The 16,384-nt window shown below is 66.1% G+C and carries 17 protein-coding genes; 11 read left to right on the forward strand and 6 right to left on the reverse strand.

Annotated features, from left to right (window positions below; genetic code table 11):
- Window positions 1-7: 7 nt before the first annotated feature.
- Window positions 8-856: an IclR family transcriptional regulator gene (locus tag CDN36_RS09590; protein ID WP_287496609.1), complete on the forward strand. Its 849-nt coding sequence runs from the start codon at window positions 8-10 to the stop codon at window positions 854-856.
- Window positions 857-1,010: 154 nt separating this feature from the next.
- Here the strand turns inward: CDN36_RS09590 and kynA are convergent, their stop codons facing one another.
- From kynA to CDN36_RS09615, 5 genes are all read right to left on the reverse strand, one after another.
- Window positions 1,011-1,958, reverse strand: a complete 948-nt coding sequence (gene kynA, locus CDN36_RS09595; protein WP_287496610.1) for a tryptophan 2,3-dioxygenase — start codon at window positions 1,956-1,958, stop codon at window positions 1,011-1,013.
- A 109-nt stretch (window positions 1,959-2,067) separates the two neighbouring features.
- Window positions 2,068-3,321, reverse strand: a complete 1,254-nt coding sequence (gene kynU, locus CDN36_RS09600) for a kynureninase (RefSeq protein WP_150557007.1) — start codon at window positions 3,319-3,321, stop codon at window positions 2,068-2,070.
- Between the two features lie 106 nt (window positions 3,322-3,427).
- The gene (gene kynB / locus CDN36_RS09605) at window positions 3,428-4,093 is read right to left on the reverse strand and encodes an arylformamidase (RefSeq protein WP_150557006.1); all 666 of its coding nucleotides are present in this window, start codon (window positions 4,091-4,093) and stop codon (window positions 3,428-3,430) included.
- A gap of 226 nt (window positions 4,094-4,319) precedes the next feature.
- Window positions 4,320-4,787, reverse strand: coding sequence for a MarR family winged helix-turn-helix transcriptional regulator (locus CDN36_RS09610; protein ID WP_287496611.1), 468 nt, complete (start codon window positions 4,785-4,787; stop codon window positions 4,320-4,322).
- Between the two features lie 20 nt (window positions 4,788-4,807).
- Window positions 4,808-5,326, reverse strand: a complete 519-nt coding sequence (locus tag CDN36_RS09615; RefSeq protein ID WP_287496612.1) for a flavin reductase family protein — start codon at window positions 5,324-5,326, stop codon at window positions 4,808-4,810.
- Window positions 5,327-5,486: 160 nt separating this feature from the next.
- Here CDN36_RS09615 and CDN36_RS09620 point away from each other — a divergent pair, with 160 nt between their 5' ends.
- The 10 genes from CDN36_RS09620 to msrA all read left to right on the forward strand — a co-directional run bounded on the left by CDN36_RS09620 (window position 5,487) and on the right by msrA (window position 15,248).
- Window positions 5,487-6,533: a 2,5-dihydroxypyridine 5,6-dioxygenase NicX family protein gene (locus tag CDN36_RS09620; RefSeq protein ID WP_150557003.1), complete on the forward strand. Its 1,047-nt coding sequence runs from the start codon at window positions 5,487-5,489 to the stop codon at window positions 6,531-6,533.
- The gene (locus CDN36_RS09625; RefSeq protein WP_150557002.1) at window positions 6,533-7,372 is read left to right on the forward strand and encodes an alpha/beta fold hydrolase; all 840 of its coding nucleotides are present in this window, start codon (window positions 6,533-6,535) and stop codon (window positions 7,370-7,372) included. Before CDN36_RS09620 ends, CDN36_RS09625 begins: the two co-directional genes overlap by 1 nt.
- 9 nt (window positions 7,373-7,381) lie before the next feature.
- Window positions 7,382-8,626 carry an acyl-CoA dehydrogenase family protein gene (locus CDN36_RS09630; RefSeq protein WP_150557001.1) on the forward strand — a complete coding sequence of 415 codons (1,245 nt, stop codon included), beginning with the start codon at window positions 7,382-7,384 and terminating at the stop codon, window positions 8,624-8,626.
- A gap of 35 nt (window positions 8,627-8,661) precedes the next feature.
- Window positions 8,662-10,224, forward strand: coding sequence for a class I adenylate-forming enzyme family protein (locus tag CDN36_RS09635; protein WP_287496613.1), 1,563 nt, complete (start codon window positions 8,662-8,664; stop codon window positions 10,222-10,224).
- Between the two features lie 256 nt (window positions 10,225-10,480).
- Entirely contained in the window at window positions 10,481-11,227 is a 747-nt protein-coding gene (locus CDN36_RS09640; RefSeq protein ID WP_150556999.1) for an IclR family transcriptional regulator, read from the forward strand.
- 38 nt (window positions 11,228-11,265) lie between these two features.
- On the forward strand, window positions 11,266-12,003 hold the full coding sequence (locus tag CDN36_RS09645) for a transporter substrate-binding domain-containing protein (RefSeq protein ID WP_150556998.1): 738 nt from the start codon (window positions 11,266-11,268) through the stop codon (window positions 12,001-12,003).
- A 108-nt stretch (window positions 12,004-12,111) separates the two neighbouring features.
- A complete protein-coding gene (locus CDN36_RS09650; protein ID WP_150556997.1) occupies window positions 12,112-12,780 on the forward strand; it encodes an amino acid ABC transporter permease in 669 nt (222 codons plus the stop codon).
- The gene (locus CDN36_RS09655; protein ID WP_150556996.1) at window positions 12,777-13,553 is read left to right on the forward strand and encodes an amino acid ABC transporter ATP-binding protein; all 777 of its coding nucleotides are present in this window, start codon (window positions 12,777-12,779) and stop codon (window positions 13,551-13,553) included. Before CDN36_RS09650 ends, CDN36_RS09655 begins: the two co-directional genes overlap by 4 nt.
- A 17-nt stretch (window positions 13,554-13,570) precedes the next feature.
- A complete protein-coding gene (gene hutG, locus CDN36_RS09660) occupies window positions 13,571-14,518 on the forward strand; it encodes a formimidoylglutamase (RefSeq protein WP_150556995.1) in 948 nt (315 codons plus the stop codon).
- A gap of 154 nt (window positions 14,519-14,672) precedes the next feature.
- Window positions 14,673-15,248, forward strand: a complete 576-nt coding sequence (gene msrA, locus CDN36_RS09665) for a peptide-methionine (S)-S-oxide reductase MsrA (protein WP_287496614.1) — start codon at window positions 14,673-14,675, stop codon at window positions 15,246-15,248.
- 354 nt (window positions 15,249-15,602) lie between these two features.
- Here the strand turns inward: msrA and CDN36_RS09670 are convergent, their stop codons facing one another.
- Window positions 15,603-16,070 carry a hypothetical protein gene (locus tag CDN36_RS09670; protein WP_287496615.1) on the reverse strand — a complete coding sequence of 156 codons (468 nt, stop codon included), beginning with the start codon at window positions 16,068-16,070 and terminating at the stop codon, window positions 15,603-15,605.
- Window positions 16,071-16,384: the final 314 nt, after the last annotated feature.

The raw sequence follows: 16,384 nt of genomic DNA on the forward strand, positions 1-16,384 counted from the left end.
GAGCGCGATGGTTGTGGTCAAAACGTCCTTGTCTGCCTTTGCCGGTGCGCCGGCGCATGGTGTGCCGCCGTCGCACGACGAGCGCAAGTTCGTCACGGCGCTGGCGCGGGGCCTCGAGTTGTTGCGGGCGTTCGGCCCTGATGACACCTTGCTCGGCAATCGCGATTTTGCGGCGCGCACCGGGCTGCCCAAGGCGACCGTGAGCCGGCTCGCCTACACGCTCACCGAGCTTGGGTATTTGCGGTATGACGCCGAGTTGGGCAAGTACGCGCTCGATGCCGGGGTGCTCGCATTGGGCTATGCGTTTCTGAACGGCACGGACATGCTGACTTTGGCGCGTCCGCATATGCGGGCATTGGCCAGGGAGATGGGGTGCTCGATTTCGCTGGGATGCCGCGAGGGGATCGACATGATGTATCTCGAGACGATCCGCAGCGATGCCGCGCATCTCACGCTGGGGCTGACGGCGGGCTCGCGGCTGTCGATGCTGACGAGTTCGATGGGGCGCGTCTATCTCGCGGCGATGACACCGACCGAACGCGAGACGCTGCTCTCCGATCTGCATGACGCTTACGACGCGAATCCGGCGGTGCTGCGCAGCGTGGGATGGGACGCGTTGCAGGCGGGGGTCGACAGGGCGATCGAGTCGTACAGGCGAGAAGGGTGCTGCTATTCGTTTCGCGAGTGGCATGAAGGCGTGAATGCGGTCGCCGTGCCATTGCGGGACGTGCGCCAGAATCGATGGCTCGCGATCAGTTGCAGCGGACCGTCGTCGTCGATTCCCGACACCGTCTTTCGGGAGGAAATCGGGCCAAGACTCAAGCAGTTGGCGGCCCGGTTGAGCGGGCAGGCCTGAAGGGGGGGCGACGCCCCGGCCCCTGGCTTGGCGCGGCGTCCGGGGCCGGGCCGGGGCCGGGTCGGGGCCGGGCTGGCATCGCTAGCCGGGCGTTGGCGAGCAATGCGCAGTGGCGTCGATCATTTCGATGCGCCGACGATCACCGCAACACGCGTCACAGCAACGTTCGCACGTGCCACAGCTCGGGGAACAGCACGACGTCGAGCATCTTGCGCAGGTACGGCGCGCCGTTGGTGCCGCCCGTCCCCTGCTTGAAGCCGATGATTCGCTCGACGGTGGTCACGTGGCGGAAGCGCCACTGGCGGAATGCATCCTCGAGATCGACCAGCTCTTCGGCCATCTCGTACAGCTCCCAATGTTGCGACGGGTTGCGATACACCTCCAGCCATGCGGCCTCCACCGTCTTGTCGTGCGGCGTCGGCTTCGTCCAGTCGCGCTCCAGACGCTCGGGCGCAATCGAGAACCCGCGGCGCGCCAGCAAACGAACCACCTCGTCATAGAACGACGGCGCATTCAACGCCGCCTCGACCTGACGGAACAGATCCGGGCGGTGCGCATGCGGCTTGAGCATCGCCGGATTCTTGTTGCCCAGCATGAACTCCAGAATGCGATATTGGTACGACTGGAACCCCGACGAGCTGCCCAGCGACGGCCGCATCGACGAATACTCCGACGGCGTCATGGTCGCCAGTACGCTCCACGCCTGCACCAACTGCTCCAGGATGCGCGAGACGCGGGCCAGCATCTTGAACGCCGGCGGCAGCTCGTCGTTGTGCACCGCCGTGCGCGCGGCCTGCAACTCGTACAACGCCAGCTTCATCCACAACTCGCTCGTCTGATGCTGGATGATGAACAGCATCTCGTTGTGATCGGTGGAGCGCGGATGCTGCGCATTCAGAATCGGATCGAGCGACAGATAGTCGCCGTAGCTCATGCTCTTCGAGAAGTCCAGCTTGGCGTCATGCCACTGCGTGGCGTTGGCCGGCGCGTCCGAACGCGCGCCCGCCGCTCGCGCCGCGTCGCCTGCTTCCGACGCTGCCGCCGCCACCTCGCCGCCCTGATGCCCGAACGGGCATCCGCCCGCGATCGACTCGTCTCTCATGTCTGGCTTCGCGCCCTTATTGTCGCTGTTGTCCTTATTGTCCGGAGTGTGTGGACCCTGTAGACCGTGTGCCGAAGAGGATGTCTTGCGCATTGCCGAGAACCCCCGTTCAGGTCACCGCACCGCGACGATGAAACTCCGGCTTGTCCCACGCGCCGGTGCTCAGCACGTCGCGCAGAATTTCCACCGAGTCCCATACGTCGGCAAAGCTCGTGTACAACGGCGTCATGCCGAAGCGCATGATGCGCGGCTCGCGATAGTCCCCGATCACGCCGCGCGCAATCAACGCCTGAACCACCGCGAACCCTTCCGGATGCTCGAAGCTCACCTGCGAGCCGCGCGCCGCGTGCTCGCGCGGCGTCACCAGCGTCAACGGGAACTCTGCGCAACGCTCCTCCACCAGCTTGATGAACAGATCGGTCAGCGCGAGCGACTTGTGCCGCAGCGCTTGCATCGACGTCTGCGCAAAAATGTCCAGCCCGCACTGCACCAGCGACAACGACACGATCGGCTGAGTGCCGCACAGGTATCGCCCAATGCCATCGTCCGGCGTGTACTCGGGCGTCATCGCGAACGGCGTGCGATGCCCCCACCACCCGGAGAGCGGCTGCCAGAACGTGTCCTGGTGACGCTTGTGGACCCACACGAAAGCCGGCGCGCCCGGCCCGCCGTTCAGGTACTTGTAGGTGCAGCCCACCGCGTAGTCCGCGCCGGCGCCATTGAGGTCCACCGGCACGGCGCCCGCCGAGTGGCACAGATCCCACACCGCCAACGCGCCCGCCGCATGGATCTGCGCGGTGCGCGCCGCCATGTCGTACATCGCGCCGGTACGATAGTTCACGTGCGTGAGCAACACCACGGCCACGTCCTCGCCGAGCGCGCTCGGCAATTCCTCCGGCGAGTCGATCAGACGCAGCGAATAGCCGTCGTCCAGCAGGCGCGTGAGACCCTGCACGATGTACAGATCGGTCGGGAAGTTGCTGCGCTCGGAGACCACCACCTTGCGATTCGGAGCCCGCGAGCGCTGCGCGTCGAGGGCCGCGGCCATCACCTTGAAGAGATTGCTCGACGTGGTGTCCGTGACCACGACCTCGCCCTTGCCGGCGCCGATGATCGGCGCGAGCGCGTCGCCAAGGGTGCGCGGCAGCGTGAACCAGTCGGCATCGTTCCAACTACGGATGAGCCCCTGGCCCCACTCGGCGGCGATCACCTCCTGCGCGCGCTTGAGCGACGCTATCGGACGCGCGCCCAGGGAGTTGCCGTCGAGATAGATCACGCCCGGAGGCAGGTCGAATTGCGCCCGCAGCGGGGCGAGCGGATCGGCCGCGTCGAGGGCCAGACAATCGTTGCGAGAAGACGTCATGGTTTGCGTTGTAGCGTGAAAAGCAATACGAAAAATACGAAACAGAATCGAAAAAACGGCAAGCGTGCCGGCCGACCGTGCGCGCCAGGCGCCCCCTGCTGCGCCGTCAAAGCGCGCGCAGCACCGCCCGCACCGGACTGGCGTCGAGCCGCATGAACTTGAGCGGCAGCGCGATGAGTTCGTAATCGGCCGGTGCGATCTCGTCGAGCACCAGCCCCTCCAGAATCGCCATGCGGTGCGCACGAATGCGATGGTGAGCGTCCATCGTCTTGCTCTCCTGCGGATCGAGCGACGGCGTGTCGATGCCCACCAGCGTCACGCCGTGCGAGGCCAGCAGGTCGATGGTCTGCGGTGCCACCGCGCAGAATCCGCTATCCCAGCGAGCAAGCGGTGCACGCTCATATGTGCGCAGCAACACGCGCGGCGGAACGCCGGACAGATGCGGCGCGACCATCTCGGGCGTCACGACCGGCGAGGCGCCCAGACAATGAATGACGCGGCACGGCCCCAGATACGTCTCGAGCGCGACATCGCCAATGCACGCGCCATCGTCGTCGTAGTGACGCGGCGCATCGGCATGCGCGCCCGTATGCGGCGAGAGCGTGATACGGCCCACGTTGACGGGACAGCCCGGGCCGATCTGCCACACGGCTTCCTCCGAGAACGGCGTGTCACCCGGCCAGACAGGCGTGTCGCTCGACAGCGGGGCGCTGATGTCCCAGATGCGGCGCTCGTCGCGCGCTTGTGCAAACGCTTTATGGGGTGCGGTCATGAAGAGGCGCAAATGCGTGAATCGATATGCGCATCTTAGAAGAATTCGCGTGGCAAGTGCTTGCGTATTCGCGGGCTGGGACGCGCGAAATTGAAATCGACGTGTGAATTCTTCGAGTTTGTTGAAGGAAAATTCGACGACATGGCAAAGTCATCGAATTTTTGACGATTTGCCGCGCCCGGCTCGGCGGAAATTGGGAAGCGCCGGCCAACGGTTCGGAACGTGCCTATTTCCGGTTTTGCGTTCCGTGCGCCGAGCCTTCCACCATCTCGTCGATCAGGCTGCGCAGCGTCGCCTTGAGCAGCGACGACTGCTCGGCGCCAAAGCGCGCCAGGATGCCGGCTTCATGGCGTCGCGCACTGGCGAGCAGCGGCGCCACTCGCGCCTGCCCCGCTTCGGTCAGCGAGACGAGCGACTGGCGCCGGTCCGTTGCGCTTTCGCCGCGCACCACGTCGCCCGCCGCTTCGAGCCGGTCCACGACCTTGGTGAGCGTCGGTTGCTTGGCGAGCACGATGGCCGCCAACTGATTGATGGTGCGCGCCCGCCCGTCCGACAGCGTCGCGAGCACGCGCCACTCGGAAACGCCGAGCCCTGCGGCCGCCACTTCGCGATGGAACTCGTCGGATACCAAGGTGCTGGCTCGCGCGAGCAGATACGCGAGATAGTCGTCGACGAAAGGCGCGGCGGCGGGCATGGCGGGCGTCTACCGAAGGCTTAGCCGAGCGATTGCGGCTTGTGGAAGCCGCCCGAATGGAAGATCAGCGGCATGCGCTCGGCCGCTTCCGCGTGAATGCCGCAACGCTCGACTTCGCCCACGAAGATGACATGGTCGCCTTCATCGTAACGGCTGCGGTTATGGCACTCGAACCACGCCAGCGCACCATCGAGCACTGGCGTGCCGGAAGCGCTGAGCGTATACGGCACGCCTGCGAAACGGTCGCCCTTCATCGTGGCGAAGCGCTTGCAGATGTCGAGCTGATCCGCGGCGAGCACGTTCACCACGTAATGCGAGTTCTCGCGAAACACGGGCATGCTGCCCGCACGCGTGGCCAGACTCCACAGAATGAGCGGCGGCGTGAGCGAGACGGAATTGAATGAACTGGCCGTGATGCCGATGAGCGAGCCGTCGTCGGCGCGCGTCGTAATGACCGTGACCCCGGTGGCGAACTGGCCGAGTGCATGGCGAAAAGCTGCGCTGTCGAAGTCTGGCGCTGCGGCGTGTTTGGCGTTCACTGTCCCTGCACTCCCGTCCGGCAAATTTGATCGGGTTGATTTGTATGAATATTCATATACTATGGCACGAACAACAGATCGACAAGACGCGTGACGGCCGACGGTGTGCCACGGGGCAAGGCCCCCGGCTGGCGGAAAGGTCAGACGTTCAGGAGACGATATGCTGATCGAGCGAATCGAGCATAAGTGGATCGACGTATTTGCCGAGACCTTGCGGCGCTGCGACATACAACCCGGTGATGTGGTGGCGATTGTAGCCGAAACGCAATCCCGGCCTGTCAACGTGGAATTAGCGCAGCTTGCCGCCGAATCGCTCGGCGCGCGGCCATTCCGGCTGGTCGTGCCGAGCCCGCGCGTGAGTGCGCCGGTGCCTGTGCGCTCGACCGGCGCGAGCGACGCGCTGGGCCGGTCGGCCCCCGTCGTCGCGGCGCTCAAGGCCGCCACCCTCGTGGTCGACTGTACGGTCGAAGGCCTGCTGCACGCCCCCGAACTGCCTGAAATTCTCGGCGGCGGGGCGCGCGTGCTGATGGTCTCGAACGAACACCCCGAAATTCTGGAGCGCTGCGCCACCGATCCCGCCCTGGAGCCCAAGGTGCGCGCCGCGATCAAGCGATTGCGCAGTGCCGCACAGATGCACGTGAGCTCGGCGGCCGGCACCGACCTGCGTATCTCCTTGCGCGACGCACGCGTGGGCGGCGTCTGGGGCTGGTGCGCGAAGCCCGGTCAGGTGGCGCATTGGCCGGGCGGCCTCGCGCTGGCGTTCCCCGCCGCCCATAGCGTGAGCGGCCAGCTCGTGCTCGCGCCCGGCGACATCAATCTCACTTTCAAGCAGTACGTGCGCGATCGCATCGCGCTCACCATCGAAGACGACTACGTTGTGGCGATCGACGGCCAGGGCGTGGACGTCGAGCTCATGCGCGAGTATTTCGCCGCCTGGGGCGACCGCGAGGCCTACGCGGTCTCGCACGTCGGCTTCGGGCTCAATCAGCGCGCGCGCTGGGACGCGCTCGCCTGCTACGACAAGCGCGACTGCAATGGCACCGAGCAGCGCGCCTTCGCGGGCAACTTCCTGTACTCGACGGGCGCCAACGAAGTGGCGGGCCGCCACACGCTCGGGCATTTCGACCTTCCGTTGCGCGGCTGCACGGTCGCGCTGGACGGCGACGCGGTGGTGCGCGACGGTCGGCTTCAAGGCGAGTTCGCGTGATGGCGTCTCCCGTACCTGCGTGCCGCATTGCGGGGGAGGGGCCGCTCACGCTCGTGCTGCTGCACGGCATCGGCGGCAACCGCTGCGTGTGGCCGGCGCAGTTCGACGCCTTTGCCGCGGCCGGCCACCGCGTTGCCGCATGGGACATGCCAGGCTACGGCGAGAGCGCCATGCCGGCCGAACCGACGATGGCGGCGCTGGCCGACAGCCTGCGTGCGCTGCTCGATGCGCTTGGCAAGTCCGACGGGCGCCGCGCGTCGCCGGCGCGCTTCGTGCTCGTCGGCCACAGCATGGGCGGCATGGTCGCGCAGGAGCTCATGGCGCGCGGCGAACCCTTCACGCGTGACATCGCGGCACTCGTGCTGTGCGGCACCTCGCCCGCCTTCGGCAAGCCGGACGGCGACTTCCAGCGTGAATTCGTGCGCCAGCGCACTGCGCCGCTCGACGCGGGCAAGACACTTCGCGAGATGGCGCAAGCCATCGTGCCGGGCATGCTGGGCGAGCCGGACGAGCCGGACGAGCCGGACGACGACGCGCGTGGGCACGCGCATGCGATTGCCGTTGAGGCGATGGGTGCGCTCACGCCGCACGCGTATCGCGCGGCGCTCCATGCGCTCGTCGGCTTCGATCAACGTGCGGCGCTCGCGCGCCTGGCCGTACCGGTGCTGTTGATTGCAGGCGAACACGACAAGAACGCGCCGCCGAAGGTGATGGCGCGCATGGCCGAAGCGATTCCCGATGCGCGCTACGTATGCCTGGCGGGTGCGGGCCATCTCATGAATCTGACGCACCCGGGCGCATTCAACGCCGAGGTGCGCGCTTTTCTCGCAACACTCTAGGAGACTATCGTGGCCTATCAGCCCCCTTCGATCGTCGGCGAGCACTATCCGCTCACGGACAAGCAGCGGCGCCTGCTGGCGCTCGCGGAGCAGGTCGGACGCGAGTCGCTCGCGCCGCGCGCCGCGCGCTGGGATCGCGAAGCGTCGTTCCCGTTCGAGAACTACGACGACATGCGCGCGGCAGGCTTGCTCAAGCTGTGCATTCCCGAGTCGCACGGCGGCCTCGGGGCTGACTTTGCCACGTACATGATGGTCTCCGCCGAGCTGGGCCGCCACTGCGGCGCGACCGCGCTCACGTTCAACATGCACACCTGCTCGATGATGTGGACCGGCATTCTCGCCGACGATCTCGACATGACGCCCGAGCAGCGCGCCGAGCATCAGAAATATCGTGAGCATCACTTCGCCCGCGTGATCCAGGACGGTGCGATCTATGCGCAGCCGTTCTCGGAAGGAAGCGCGGCGGCAGCGGGCAAGGCGCCGTTCGGCACGACCGCCACGAAAGTGGCGGGCGGCTGGAAGATCAACGGCCGCAAGATCTTCGCGTCGCTCTCGGGCGCGGCGAACTATTACGGCGTGTTGTGTACCGAGGACAAGCCCGAGCTGTCGATGAAAGACACGTTCTACATCGCCGTGCCGGGCGACGCCCCGGGCGTGACCGTCACGGGCGACTGGGACCCGCTCGGCATGCGCGGCACGGTCTCGCGCACGCTGCTGTTCAAGGACGTTTTCGTGCCCGACGAGTTGCAGCTCATGCCGCGCGGCGTCTACTATCAGGCCGCGAGCCGCTGGCCGCACATGTTCATGACGCTGGCGCCAACCTACATGGGCATTGCGCAAGCCGCGTATGACTTCACCGTTCGCTATCTGCGCGGCGAAGCCGAGGGCATGGGCGCGCCGGTCAAGCGCCGCATGTACCCGACCAAGCAGATCGCGGTGGCGCAGATGCACATCATGCTCGAGCAGACGCGCGCACTGTTCCTGCGCGCGCTGCAGGACGGCCGCGCCGACCCCGGAAAGGAAGCGCGGCTGCGTGCTTACGCGGCGCAGTACACGATCATGGAAAATGCCAACGAGCTGTGCCGCCTCGCAATTCGCACCTGCGGCGGGCAGTCGATGCTCAAGACCTTGCCGCTCGAGCGCATGTACCGCGATTCGCGCTGCGGCGCGCTGATGCTGCCGTGGACGGCCGAGCTTTGTCTCGACCGCATCGGCCGCGAGGCGCTCTACGAACCGGGCGAGCGCGACGAGTAATCCGCTCGTCCGCCTCTCTTGTCACGGAGAACAAGTTGACGCCTTTTGTAGAAGCGCTTGCCGCTCACGCGCGTGCCACGCCCGGACGGCTGGCGTTGCGTTGCGGCACCGGCAATGACGCGCAGCAGACGGACTACGCCGCGCTGTGGCGGCGCATCGAGCGCGTGGGCGGGCATTTGCGTGAGACGTGGCGCATCGCGCCGGGCGACCGCGTTGCCTGCCTGGGCCTGAACGACGAGCTGCAAATCGCGCTGCTGTTCGCCTGCGCGCGCGCCGGCGCGATTTTCTTGCCGCTGAACTTCCGTCTGGCCGTCCCGGAACTGGCCGCCATCGTGCGCCACGCCGGCGTGCGCGTGCTGTGGTTCGACGCCATGCACCGCGCCGCCGCCCGCCAGATCCGTCACGCCCTGGAGCAGACCCCGATCGCCGATCTGCCGCCGCCGGCCATCGCGCCGATCGAAGGTCTGATCGCGGTGCCGTCGGCCAAGCCGGTCGAGTATCCCGAGGTCGCCGCCGATGCGCCGGTGCTGCTCGCTTACACGTCCGGCACGACAGGCGAGCCGAAGGGGGCGCTGCATACCCAGGCCGGCTTGCTCGCGAACGCGCATGCCAGCTGGTGGGCGCACGACATGAGCGCCGCCGACCACGTGCTCTCCACGCTGCCGATGTTCCACGTCGGCGGCCTGTGCATCCAGACGCTGCCCGCACTGTTGCGCGGTGCGAGCGTGACGCTGCACCCGCGTTTCGATCCGGCGGCCTGGCTGGCCGACGTCGCCGCGCATCGGCCGACGCTCTCGCTGATGGTGCCGGCGACGATGCGCGCGGTGCAACTGCATCCACAGTGGGCGGCGACCGATCTCTCGTCGCTGCGTGGGGTGATGGCCGGCTCGTCGGTGGTGCCGATGTCGGCCATCGAGGCTTTCCACGCGCGCGGCATCCCGCTCGGCCAGGTGTATGGCGCGACGGAGACCGGGCCGGTGTCGATCGCGTTGCGCTTTGGCGAGGCGAAGGCCCACCCCGGCGCGGTAGGGCGCGCATGCCCCGGTGTCGAGGTGCGACTCGTGGACGTCGCGGGCGCCGACGCGGCGCCCGGCGAGGTGGGCGAGATCGTGATTCGCGCGCCCAATGTCATGCGCGAATATTGGCGCGCACCGGCACATCCGTCCTTCGAGGCCGGCTGGTTCCGCTCGGGCGATCTGGCCCGGCTGCGCGAGGACGGCTGCTTCGAGGTCGTGGGTCGCAGCAAGGACATGATCATCTCCGGCGGCGAGAACATCTATCCGGCGGAAATCGAGAACGCGCTGGCCGACTGTCCGGGCGTGCTCGAGGCGGCCGTCGTCGGCGTGCCGGACGAGCGCTGGGGCGAAGTGCCCGTCGCCGTGATCGTGCCGGCTTCATCGTCGTCGGACGGCTCGCCCGTTACGCAGCAGGCGGTGCTCGACTTCCTGTCCACGCGCATCGCCCGGTTCAAACTGCCTCGTCGCGTCGTCCTTCGCGAGACGCTGCCGAAGAGCGCCCTTGGGAAAGTCCAGAAACCGATTCTCATCGGCTGGCTATCGTCGTTCACGGACCCCCCAACGTCGACCGACAATCGCTAATCGGAAGCGACATTCCAATTTTCCCGGAACACGCCGAAGTCATTGATTTGAAATGGCTTCGGCGTTTTTTTATCCTCGTTTTCCGCGATGCATAAGGGAAAATCCCTATGCGTAAAGCTCGTCTTTGTTATCATTAAGTGAGAATTTGATTTTTTGTTTTGGGAAATTGCGCAGCAAGATAGCGCCCATGCCGTGATCGGCGGCGCAGTTCCCTGATTCCGCTGATCTTTCTGCTTTCTTCCGTTTTTCTCAGACGATGGACACCACCGAAGCGCATTCGGTCTCCGAGCGCGTGCTGCAGGTCCTTGTGACCGTTGCGCGTCACGGACGGCCGATCGCGGCACGCGAGATCGCCGCGCAAACGAGCCTGCCGCTCTCCACGGTTTATCGCCACCTCGTGCCGCTCAAGAAGTGGGGGCTGGTGCAGGAGCACGCCCATGAGGCGCTCTACGAGCCAGGGCCGGTCGGCGTGCAACTGGCGTGGGGTTTCGACCACAACTCGCATCTCGTCACCCAGGCCCGCGAGGAAATCGAGGCGCTGGTGCAACGCACCGGCGAGACCGTGGGTCTGCTCGTCGCGGCCAACGGCCAGGTCGTTTGCCTCGACATGCACGAGAGCGAGCAGTCGCTGCGCTGCTCGTTTGCCAAGGGGCGTGCGCATCCGCTGGTGCACGGCGCCTCGGCCAAGGCCTTGCTCTCATTCCTTCCGCAGGCCACGCGCGAAGCGCTGATCGGGCGCCAGCTCGCTGGCCAGCCGGTAGCGCAGGAGCGCCTTGCCGCGCAGATCGAGGAGATTCGCAAGCAGCGGTATGCGGTGTCCGAGAGCGAAGTCGACTTCGGCGTCTGGGGCGTGTCGGCCCCGGTGTTCGCCGCCAAGGAGCGTCTGGAAGGCACCATCACGCTGATGGCGCCGGCTGTGCGCGTGGCGCAGCGCCACGAAGAGCTGATCCGCCTCACGGTGGCGGCAGCAGAACGTATTTCAAATCGCTTGCAGTACTTTTAACCGGTTATCCGACCGAGACTACACGAAGGAGTACCCAGATGAAATTGCGTCACATCCTCTTCACGATGGCGCTGGCCGTCACCTGCTCGAGCAAGGTTTTCGCCGCCGACGACGTGCTGCGCGTGGCCACCGATGCCACCTTCGCGCCGTTCGAATACGTGGAAAACGGCAAGCGCACCGGCTTCGACGTGGAACTGATCGAAGCGCTGGGCAAGGCGATGGGCAAGAAGGTCGAGTGGACCGACATCGACTTCAAGGGCCTGATTCCGGCCGTGCTGTCCAAGCGCGTGGACGTCGCCGCATCGGCCATCTACATCACCGACGAGCGCCTGAAGGTCGTGAACTTCACGCACCCGTACTACACCGGCGGTCTGGCGATCATGGTCAAGGCGGACAACACCTCGATCAAGGAGCCGGCAGACCTGAACGGCAAGAAGGTGTCGGTGCAGGTCGGCACGAAGTCGGTGCAGTTCCTCAAGGACAGCTATCCGAAGGTCGAGCGCGTGGAAGTCGAGAAGAACGATCAGATGTTCGAGCTCGTGAAGATCGGCCGCTCCGACGCCGCCGTGACCGGCAAGCCGGCCGCGCTGCTGTACGCCAAGGCCAACCCGAGCGTGAAGGTGCTCGACAAGACGCTGACCGTCGAGCGCTATGGCTTCGCCGTGCGCAAGGGCGACACCGAACTGACCAACGAACTCAACAAGGCGCTGGAGAAGGTTCGCGCCGACGGCACCTACACCGCGCTGGTGACGAAGTATTTCGGCAGCGCCAAGTAAGGCCGAGCGGTTCGACACGCAATACCGGGCGGGCGCTCCGTCACCCAGAATGCGGGGTGACGGCGCCCGCCGACGCAACAAGGCAGTAGAGCAACTGACGGAGTACGCATGGAACTCGATTTTTCGCCGGTGTGGGCGAACTGGCAAGACCTCGCGCGCGGAGCGCTCGTTACCATCGAGGTAACCGCCTGTGCGCTGGCGCTCGGCTGTGTGCTGGGCCTGCTGGTCGGCATGGGGCGCCTGAACCCGGCGCACCGCATCCGGTACGGCATCTGCACCGCCTATGTCACGTTCATTCGGGGCACGCCGCTGCTGGTGCAACTGTTCATCCTGTTCTTCGGCCTGCCTCAGTTCAACATCCTGCTGCCGGCATTCATGTGCGGTGTGCTGGGCCTGGGCATCTACAGCGGCGCCTACGTCTCGGAGATCGTGCGCGGGGCCATCCAGTCGATCGAGCGCGGCCAGATGGAAGCCGCCCGCTCGCTCGGCATGCCCTATGGCATGGCCATGCGCTCGGTGATTCTGCCCCAGGCCGTCGTGCGCATGATCCCGCCGCTTGGCAACGAATTCATTGCGCTGATCAAGAACTCGGCCCTCGTGTCGCTGCTCACCATCCACGACGTGATGCACGAAGGCCAGAAGATCATCAGCGTGTCGTATCGCTCGCTGGAAGTGTATCTGGCGATCGCGTTCGTCTATCTGATCCTGACCGGCGTCACCACGCTGCTCCTGCAGCGCGCCGAGAAGTCCCTGCGCGCCGGAGGTGCCGTGCAATGAGCGAAGTGAAGAAAGAATTCGGCGCCCCGATCCTGAAGATCGAAGGGCTCGGCAAGGCCTACGGCAGCCATCAGGTGCTCAAGGGCATCGATTTCGAAGTCGATGCGCGCCAGGTCGTCGTGGTCATCGGCCCGAGCGGCTCGGGCAAGAGCACGTTCCTGCGCTGCTGCAACGGATTGGAGACGGCCGAGCAGGGCACCATCGAAATCGTGGGCAAGAAACTCGTCGATCACGGCAAGATGATGGGCGAGAGCGCGCTCAACCAGCTGCGTACCGACGTGGGCATGGTGTTCCAGTCGTTCAACCTGTTCCCGCATTTGAGCGTGCTCGATAACGTCACGCTCGCGCCGAAGAAGCTGCGCGGCATGAAGAGCGCACAGGCCGAGAAGCTCGCTCGCGAGCTGCTCGCCAAGGTGGGCCTCGCCGCGAAGGCGGATGTGTTCCCGGGTACGCTCTCGGGCGGCCAGAAGCAGCGCGTCGCGATTGCGCGCGCGCTGGCCATGCAGCCGCAGGTGATGCTCTTCGACGAGCCGACCTCCGCGCTGGACCCGGAACTCGTCGGCGAAGTGCTGCAGGTGATGAAGGCGCTCGCCAATGACGGCATGACGATGCTCGTCGTCACGCACGAAATGGGGTTCGCGCGCGAAGTGGCGGATGTGGTCGTCGTGATGGATCAGGGCCGCATCATCGAGGCCGGTCCGCCGGAGCAGATCTTCACGGCGCCGCGCGAAGCGCGCACGCGCGAATTCCTGCAAGCGGTCATCGCACGGTAAGGCAAGGCGGGCAAGGTATGACAATCGATAGAACGGTCTGGCAAGGCCGTGTGGACACCGGCGAAGCCGGTCACACCCTGCGTCTGCACCAGGTGCTGCGCGACTACGACGCCTCGCAGGTCGCCGGCGGCGCCGTCGTGCTTGGCTTTTGCAGCGACGAAGGCGTGCGCCGCAATCACGGCCGGCAAGGCGCCGTGGCCGGCCCCGACATGCTGCGCCGCGCGCTGGCGAGCCTGCCCGTGCACGGCACGCCCGCCGTGTTCGACGGCGGCAACGTGGTGTGTGCCGACAACCGGCTCGAAGCCGCGCAGGCCGCTCTGGGCCACCGCGTGGCCGAGGTGCTGGCCGCGGGCGCGCGGCCGGTCGTGTTGGGCGGTGGACACGAGATCGCCTATGGCACGTTCCTCGGCGTAGCCGAGCACTTCGGCGACCGCCTGCGCGACGAGCCGATCCTGATCCTCAACTTCGACGCGCACTTCGACCTGCGCGCGCAGCCCACGGCGAGCTCGGGCACGCCGTTCTGGCAGATCTCGCAGTTGCTTGCGGGACGCCAGGCGCCGTTTCACTATGCATGTCTGGGCGTGAGCCGTTACAGCAACACCGACGCACTGTTCGAGCGCGCGGCGTCGCTGAACGTGGACTACTGGCTCGACGAGACGATGCTCGCGCATCGCCTGCCGCAGATGTGCGAGCGCCTGGAAAAGAAGCTCGCGCAGGTGAGCCACGTGTACCTGACGATCGACATGGACGTGTTGCCAGGCGAGAAGGCGCCGGGCGTGTCGGCGCCGGCCGCGCATGGGGTGGCGCTGGAAGTCGTCGAGACGCTCATCGGCGTGGTGCGCCGCTGTGGCAAGCTGCGCGTGGCAGACATCGCGGAGTACAACCCGACATACGACCGCGACGGCCTGACGGCTCGCGTGGGCGCGCGGCTTTTGCATCCGCTCATCACGCAGTCGACCGACTAGGCGTCGCGCGTCGCCCGGCGCATCACTCGCGCGTAGGGTTATTTGCGCCGCTTGCCGGACTTCTGCGCGACAATGGGGCGGGCGCTCACCACGAGCGCCCGCCCCATTGGTTTCGTGCGTGTCCTGTGCGCCGCACCTATCGACAAGCGAGGTCATGATGACAGAGCAGACGAACGCCCCGAGCGATACCCGAACGGAAGTGGCCACGCTGGCCGGGGGCTGTTTTTGGTGTCTCGAAGCTTGCTACCAGCAGCTCGACGGCGTGAAGTCCGTCGTCTCCGGTTACGAGGGAGGGCACGTCGACAATCCATCGTATGAGCAGGTCTGCCAGGGCGATACGGGACACGCCGAAGTCGTGCAACTGACGTTCGATCCGGAGGTCGTCACCTTCGAGGAACTACTGGTGGTGTTCTTCTCGATTCACGACCCGACCACCGTCAATCGCCAGGGCAACGACGTGGGCACGCAGTACCGCTCGGCCATTTTCTATCACGACGAGACGCAGAAGGAAGTCGCCGAGCACCTCATTGCCGAATTGATGGCCGAGATGACGTTCTCCGCGCCGATCGTCACACAGGTGGTGCCCGCGCAGACGTTCTGGCCGGCTGAGGCCTATCACCAGAATTACTTCCGTCAGCACCCCGAGCAGGGCTACTGCGCCTATGTGGTTGCGCCCAAGCTCAAGAAATTCCGTGAGAAGTTCGCGCGTCGACTCAAGCCGGCGGCCTGAAGCGTAGCGGCGCGGCGGTGTGGCGGCGTGGCGTGGGGCTTTGCGCCTGCGTGCGCACGGTCCGGTGCCACTGACGAGCGCGCCGTGGGGCTGCGTGCGCGCTCCTCGCTCACCGCCGACCGGTCGCGGGGCGGCGGCGAAGCGAGGCGTGCCGGTAGGGCCGCAAGATGATGCCGCGGACATTTCGCTGACATTTCGAGGACATTTCACCCGACATTTCGCGGACGTTTCACCACATTTCGCCCCCATTTCGCCCCCATTTCGCCCCCATTTCGCCCCCATTTCGCCCCCATTTCGCCCACATTCTGCCGACAGTCAGCCCGCCATCCGTCGGCTATCTGTCGACGATTGCGGCTATCCGACGACACTGACCGGCGTGCCGTCTCCTTCGGAAAGCAGGATCAGGCAAGGTTCTCCGACGTCGGCCGCGTGTCCATAGGCCGCATCGAAGCTGTCGAAATAGAACGCTTCGGCCGCGCCGCGCACCTGCTGCGTGATGATCTCGAAACGGTGATGGTCGAAGCGGATGTCCAGATACGTCCGGCTCTCGTAAAACCAGACCACATGGCCGGCGAAGGGCAGCCGGGCCGGCACTTCGGGAAGGGCGGCCCGGTCACGGAGAAAAGCGCCTCGCGCCGTGGACGGCTGCGTTCGCCGGGCATCCGACGGGGCCGACGCCTCCGATGCCCCGGATGCCCCCGATGCCCCCGACGGCCCCGACGGCCCCGATGCCCCCGATCCTTGCCACTTGTTCGAGGTCTGCGGTTCTTCCAGCGTATCGAGCCAACGTCGGTAGTCGGCTCGCATGGTGCGATCGATCATGCGCGAATCTCCTGATGGTGGCGACGACGACGCTTTGTGCGGCATCGTGCGATGGTGAGGCCGTTGTCCGGCAGGGCGTTTTCCGGCAATGGCAGGCGGCCGTTGTGTTCACCGTCCGGTCCGGGCGGTCGGACGCCAGCGGGTGCAGGCGCGCCTGATCCGTACTGCCGGCGGCTGACGCGGCTGCGACTCGCGGGCAGCAGCCAGGTGCCACCCGAACCCGCCGGCCCTGAGACACATGATGCCGGGCAGCGCCGGCCGCGGGGTGAAGGGACGTCCGAAAGTCATATCGGACAACACCTCGTATTCGATGC

It is taken from the genome of Pandoraea sp. CB10b_02 (genome assembly GCF_002216225.1).
GTDB classification, from domain to species: Bacteria; Pseudomonadota; Gammaproteobacteria; order Burkholderiales; family Burkholderiaceae; genus Pandoraea; species Pandoraea nosoerga.

Bases quoted from the DNA above. Each gene is read 5' to 3' on its own strand.
- CDN36_RS09590 (WP_287496609.1), top strand. From the start codon at position 8: ATGGTTGTGGTCAAAACGTCCTTGTCTGCCTTTGCCGGTGCGCCGGCG.
- kynA (WP_287496610.1), bottom strand. From the start codon at position 1,958: ATGAGAGACGAGTCGATCGCGGGCGGATGCCCGTTCGGGCATCAGGGC.
- kynU (WP_150557007.1), bottom strand. From the start codon at position 3,321: ATGACGTCTTCTCGCAACGATTGTCTGGCCCTCGACGCGGCCGATCCG.
- kynB (WP_150557006.1), bottom strand. From the start codon at position 4,093: ATGACCGCACCCCATAAAGCGTTTGCACAAGCGCGCGACGAGCGCCGC.
- CDN36_RS09610 (WP_287496611.1), bottom strand. From the start codon at position 4,787: ATGCCCGCCGCCGCGCCTTTCGTCGACGACTATCTCGCGTATCTGCTC.
- CDN36_RS09620 (WP_150557003.1), top strand. From the start codon at position 5,487: ATGCTGATCGAGCGAATCGAGCATAAGTGGATCGACGTATTTGCCGAG.
- CDN36_RS09625 (WP_150557002.1), top strand. From the start codon at position 6,533: ATGGCGTCTCCCGTACCTGCGTGCCGCATTGCGGGGGAGGGGCCGCTC.
- CDN36_RS09640 (WP_150556999.1), top strand. From the start codon at position 10,481: ATGGACACCACCGAAGCGCATTCGGTCTCCGAGCGCGTGCTGCAGGTC.
- CDN36_RS09645 (WP_150556998.1), top strand. From the start codon at position 11,266: ATGAAATTGCGTCACATCCTCTTCACGATGGCGCTGGCCGTCACCTGC.
- CDN36_RS09650 (WP_150556997.1), top strand. From the start codon at position 12,112: ATGGAACTCGATTTTTCGCCGGTGTGGGCGAACTGGCAAGACCTCGCG.
- CDN36_RS09655 (WP_150556996.1), top strand. From the start codon at position 12,777: ATGAGCGAAGTGAAGAAAGAATTCGGCGCCCCGATCCTGAAGATCGAA.
- hutG (WP_150556995.1), top strand. From the start codon at position 13,571: ATGACAATCGATAGAACGGTCTGGCAAGGCCGTGTGGACACCGGCGAA.
- msrA (WP_287496614.1), top strand. From the start codon at position 14,673: ATGATGACAGAGCAGACGAACGCCCCGAGCGATACCCGAACGGAAGTG.
- CDN36_RS09670 (WP_287496615.1), bottom strand. From the start codon at position 16,070: ATGATCGATCGCACCATGCGAGCCGACTACCGACGTTGGCTCGATACG.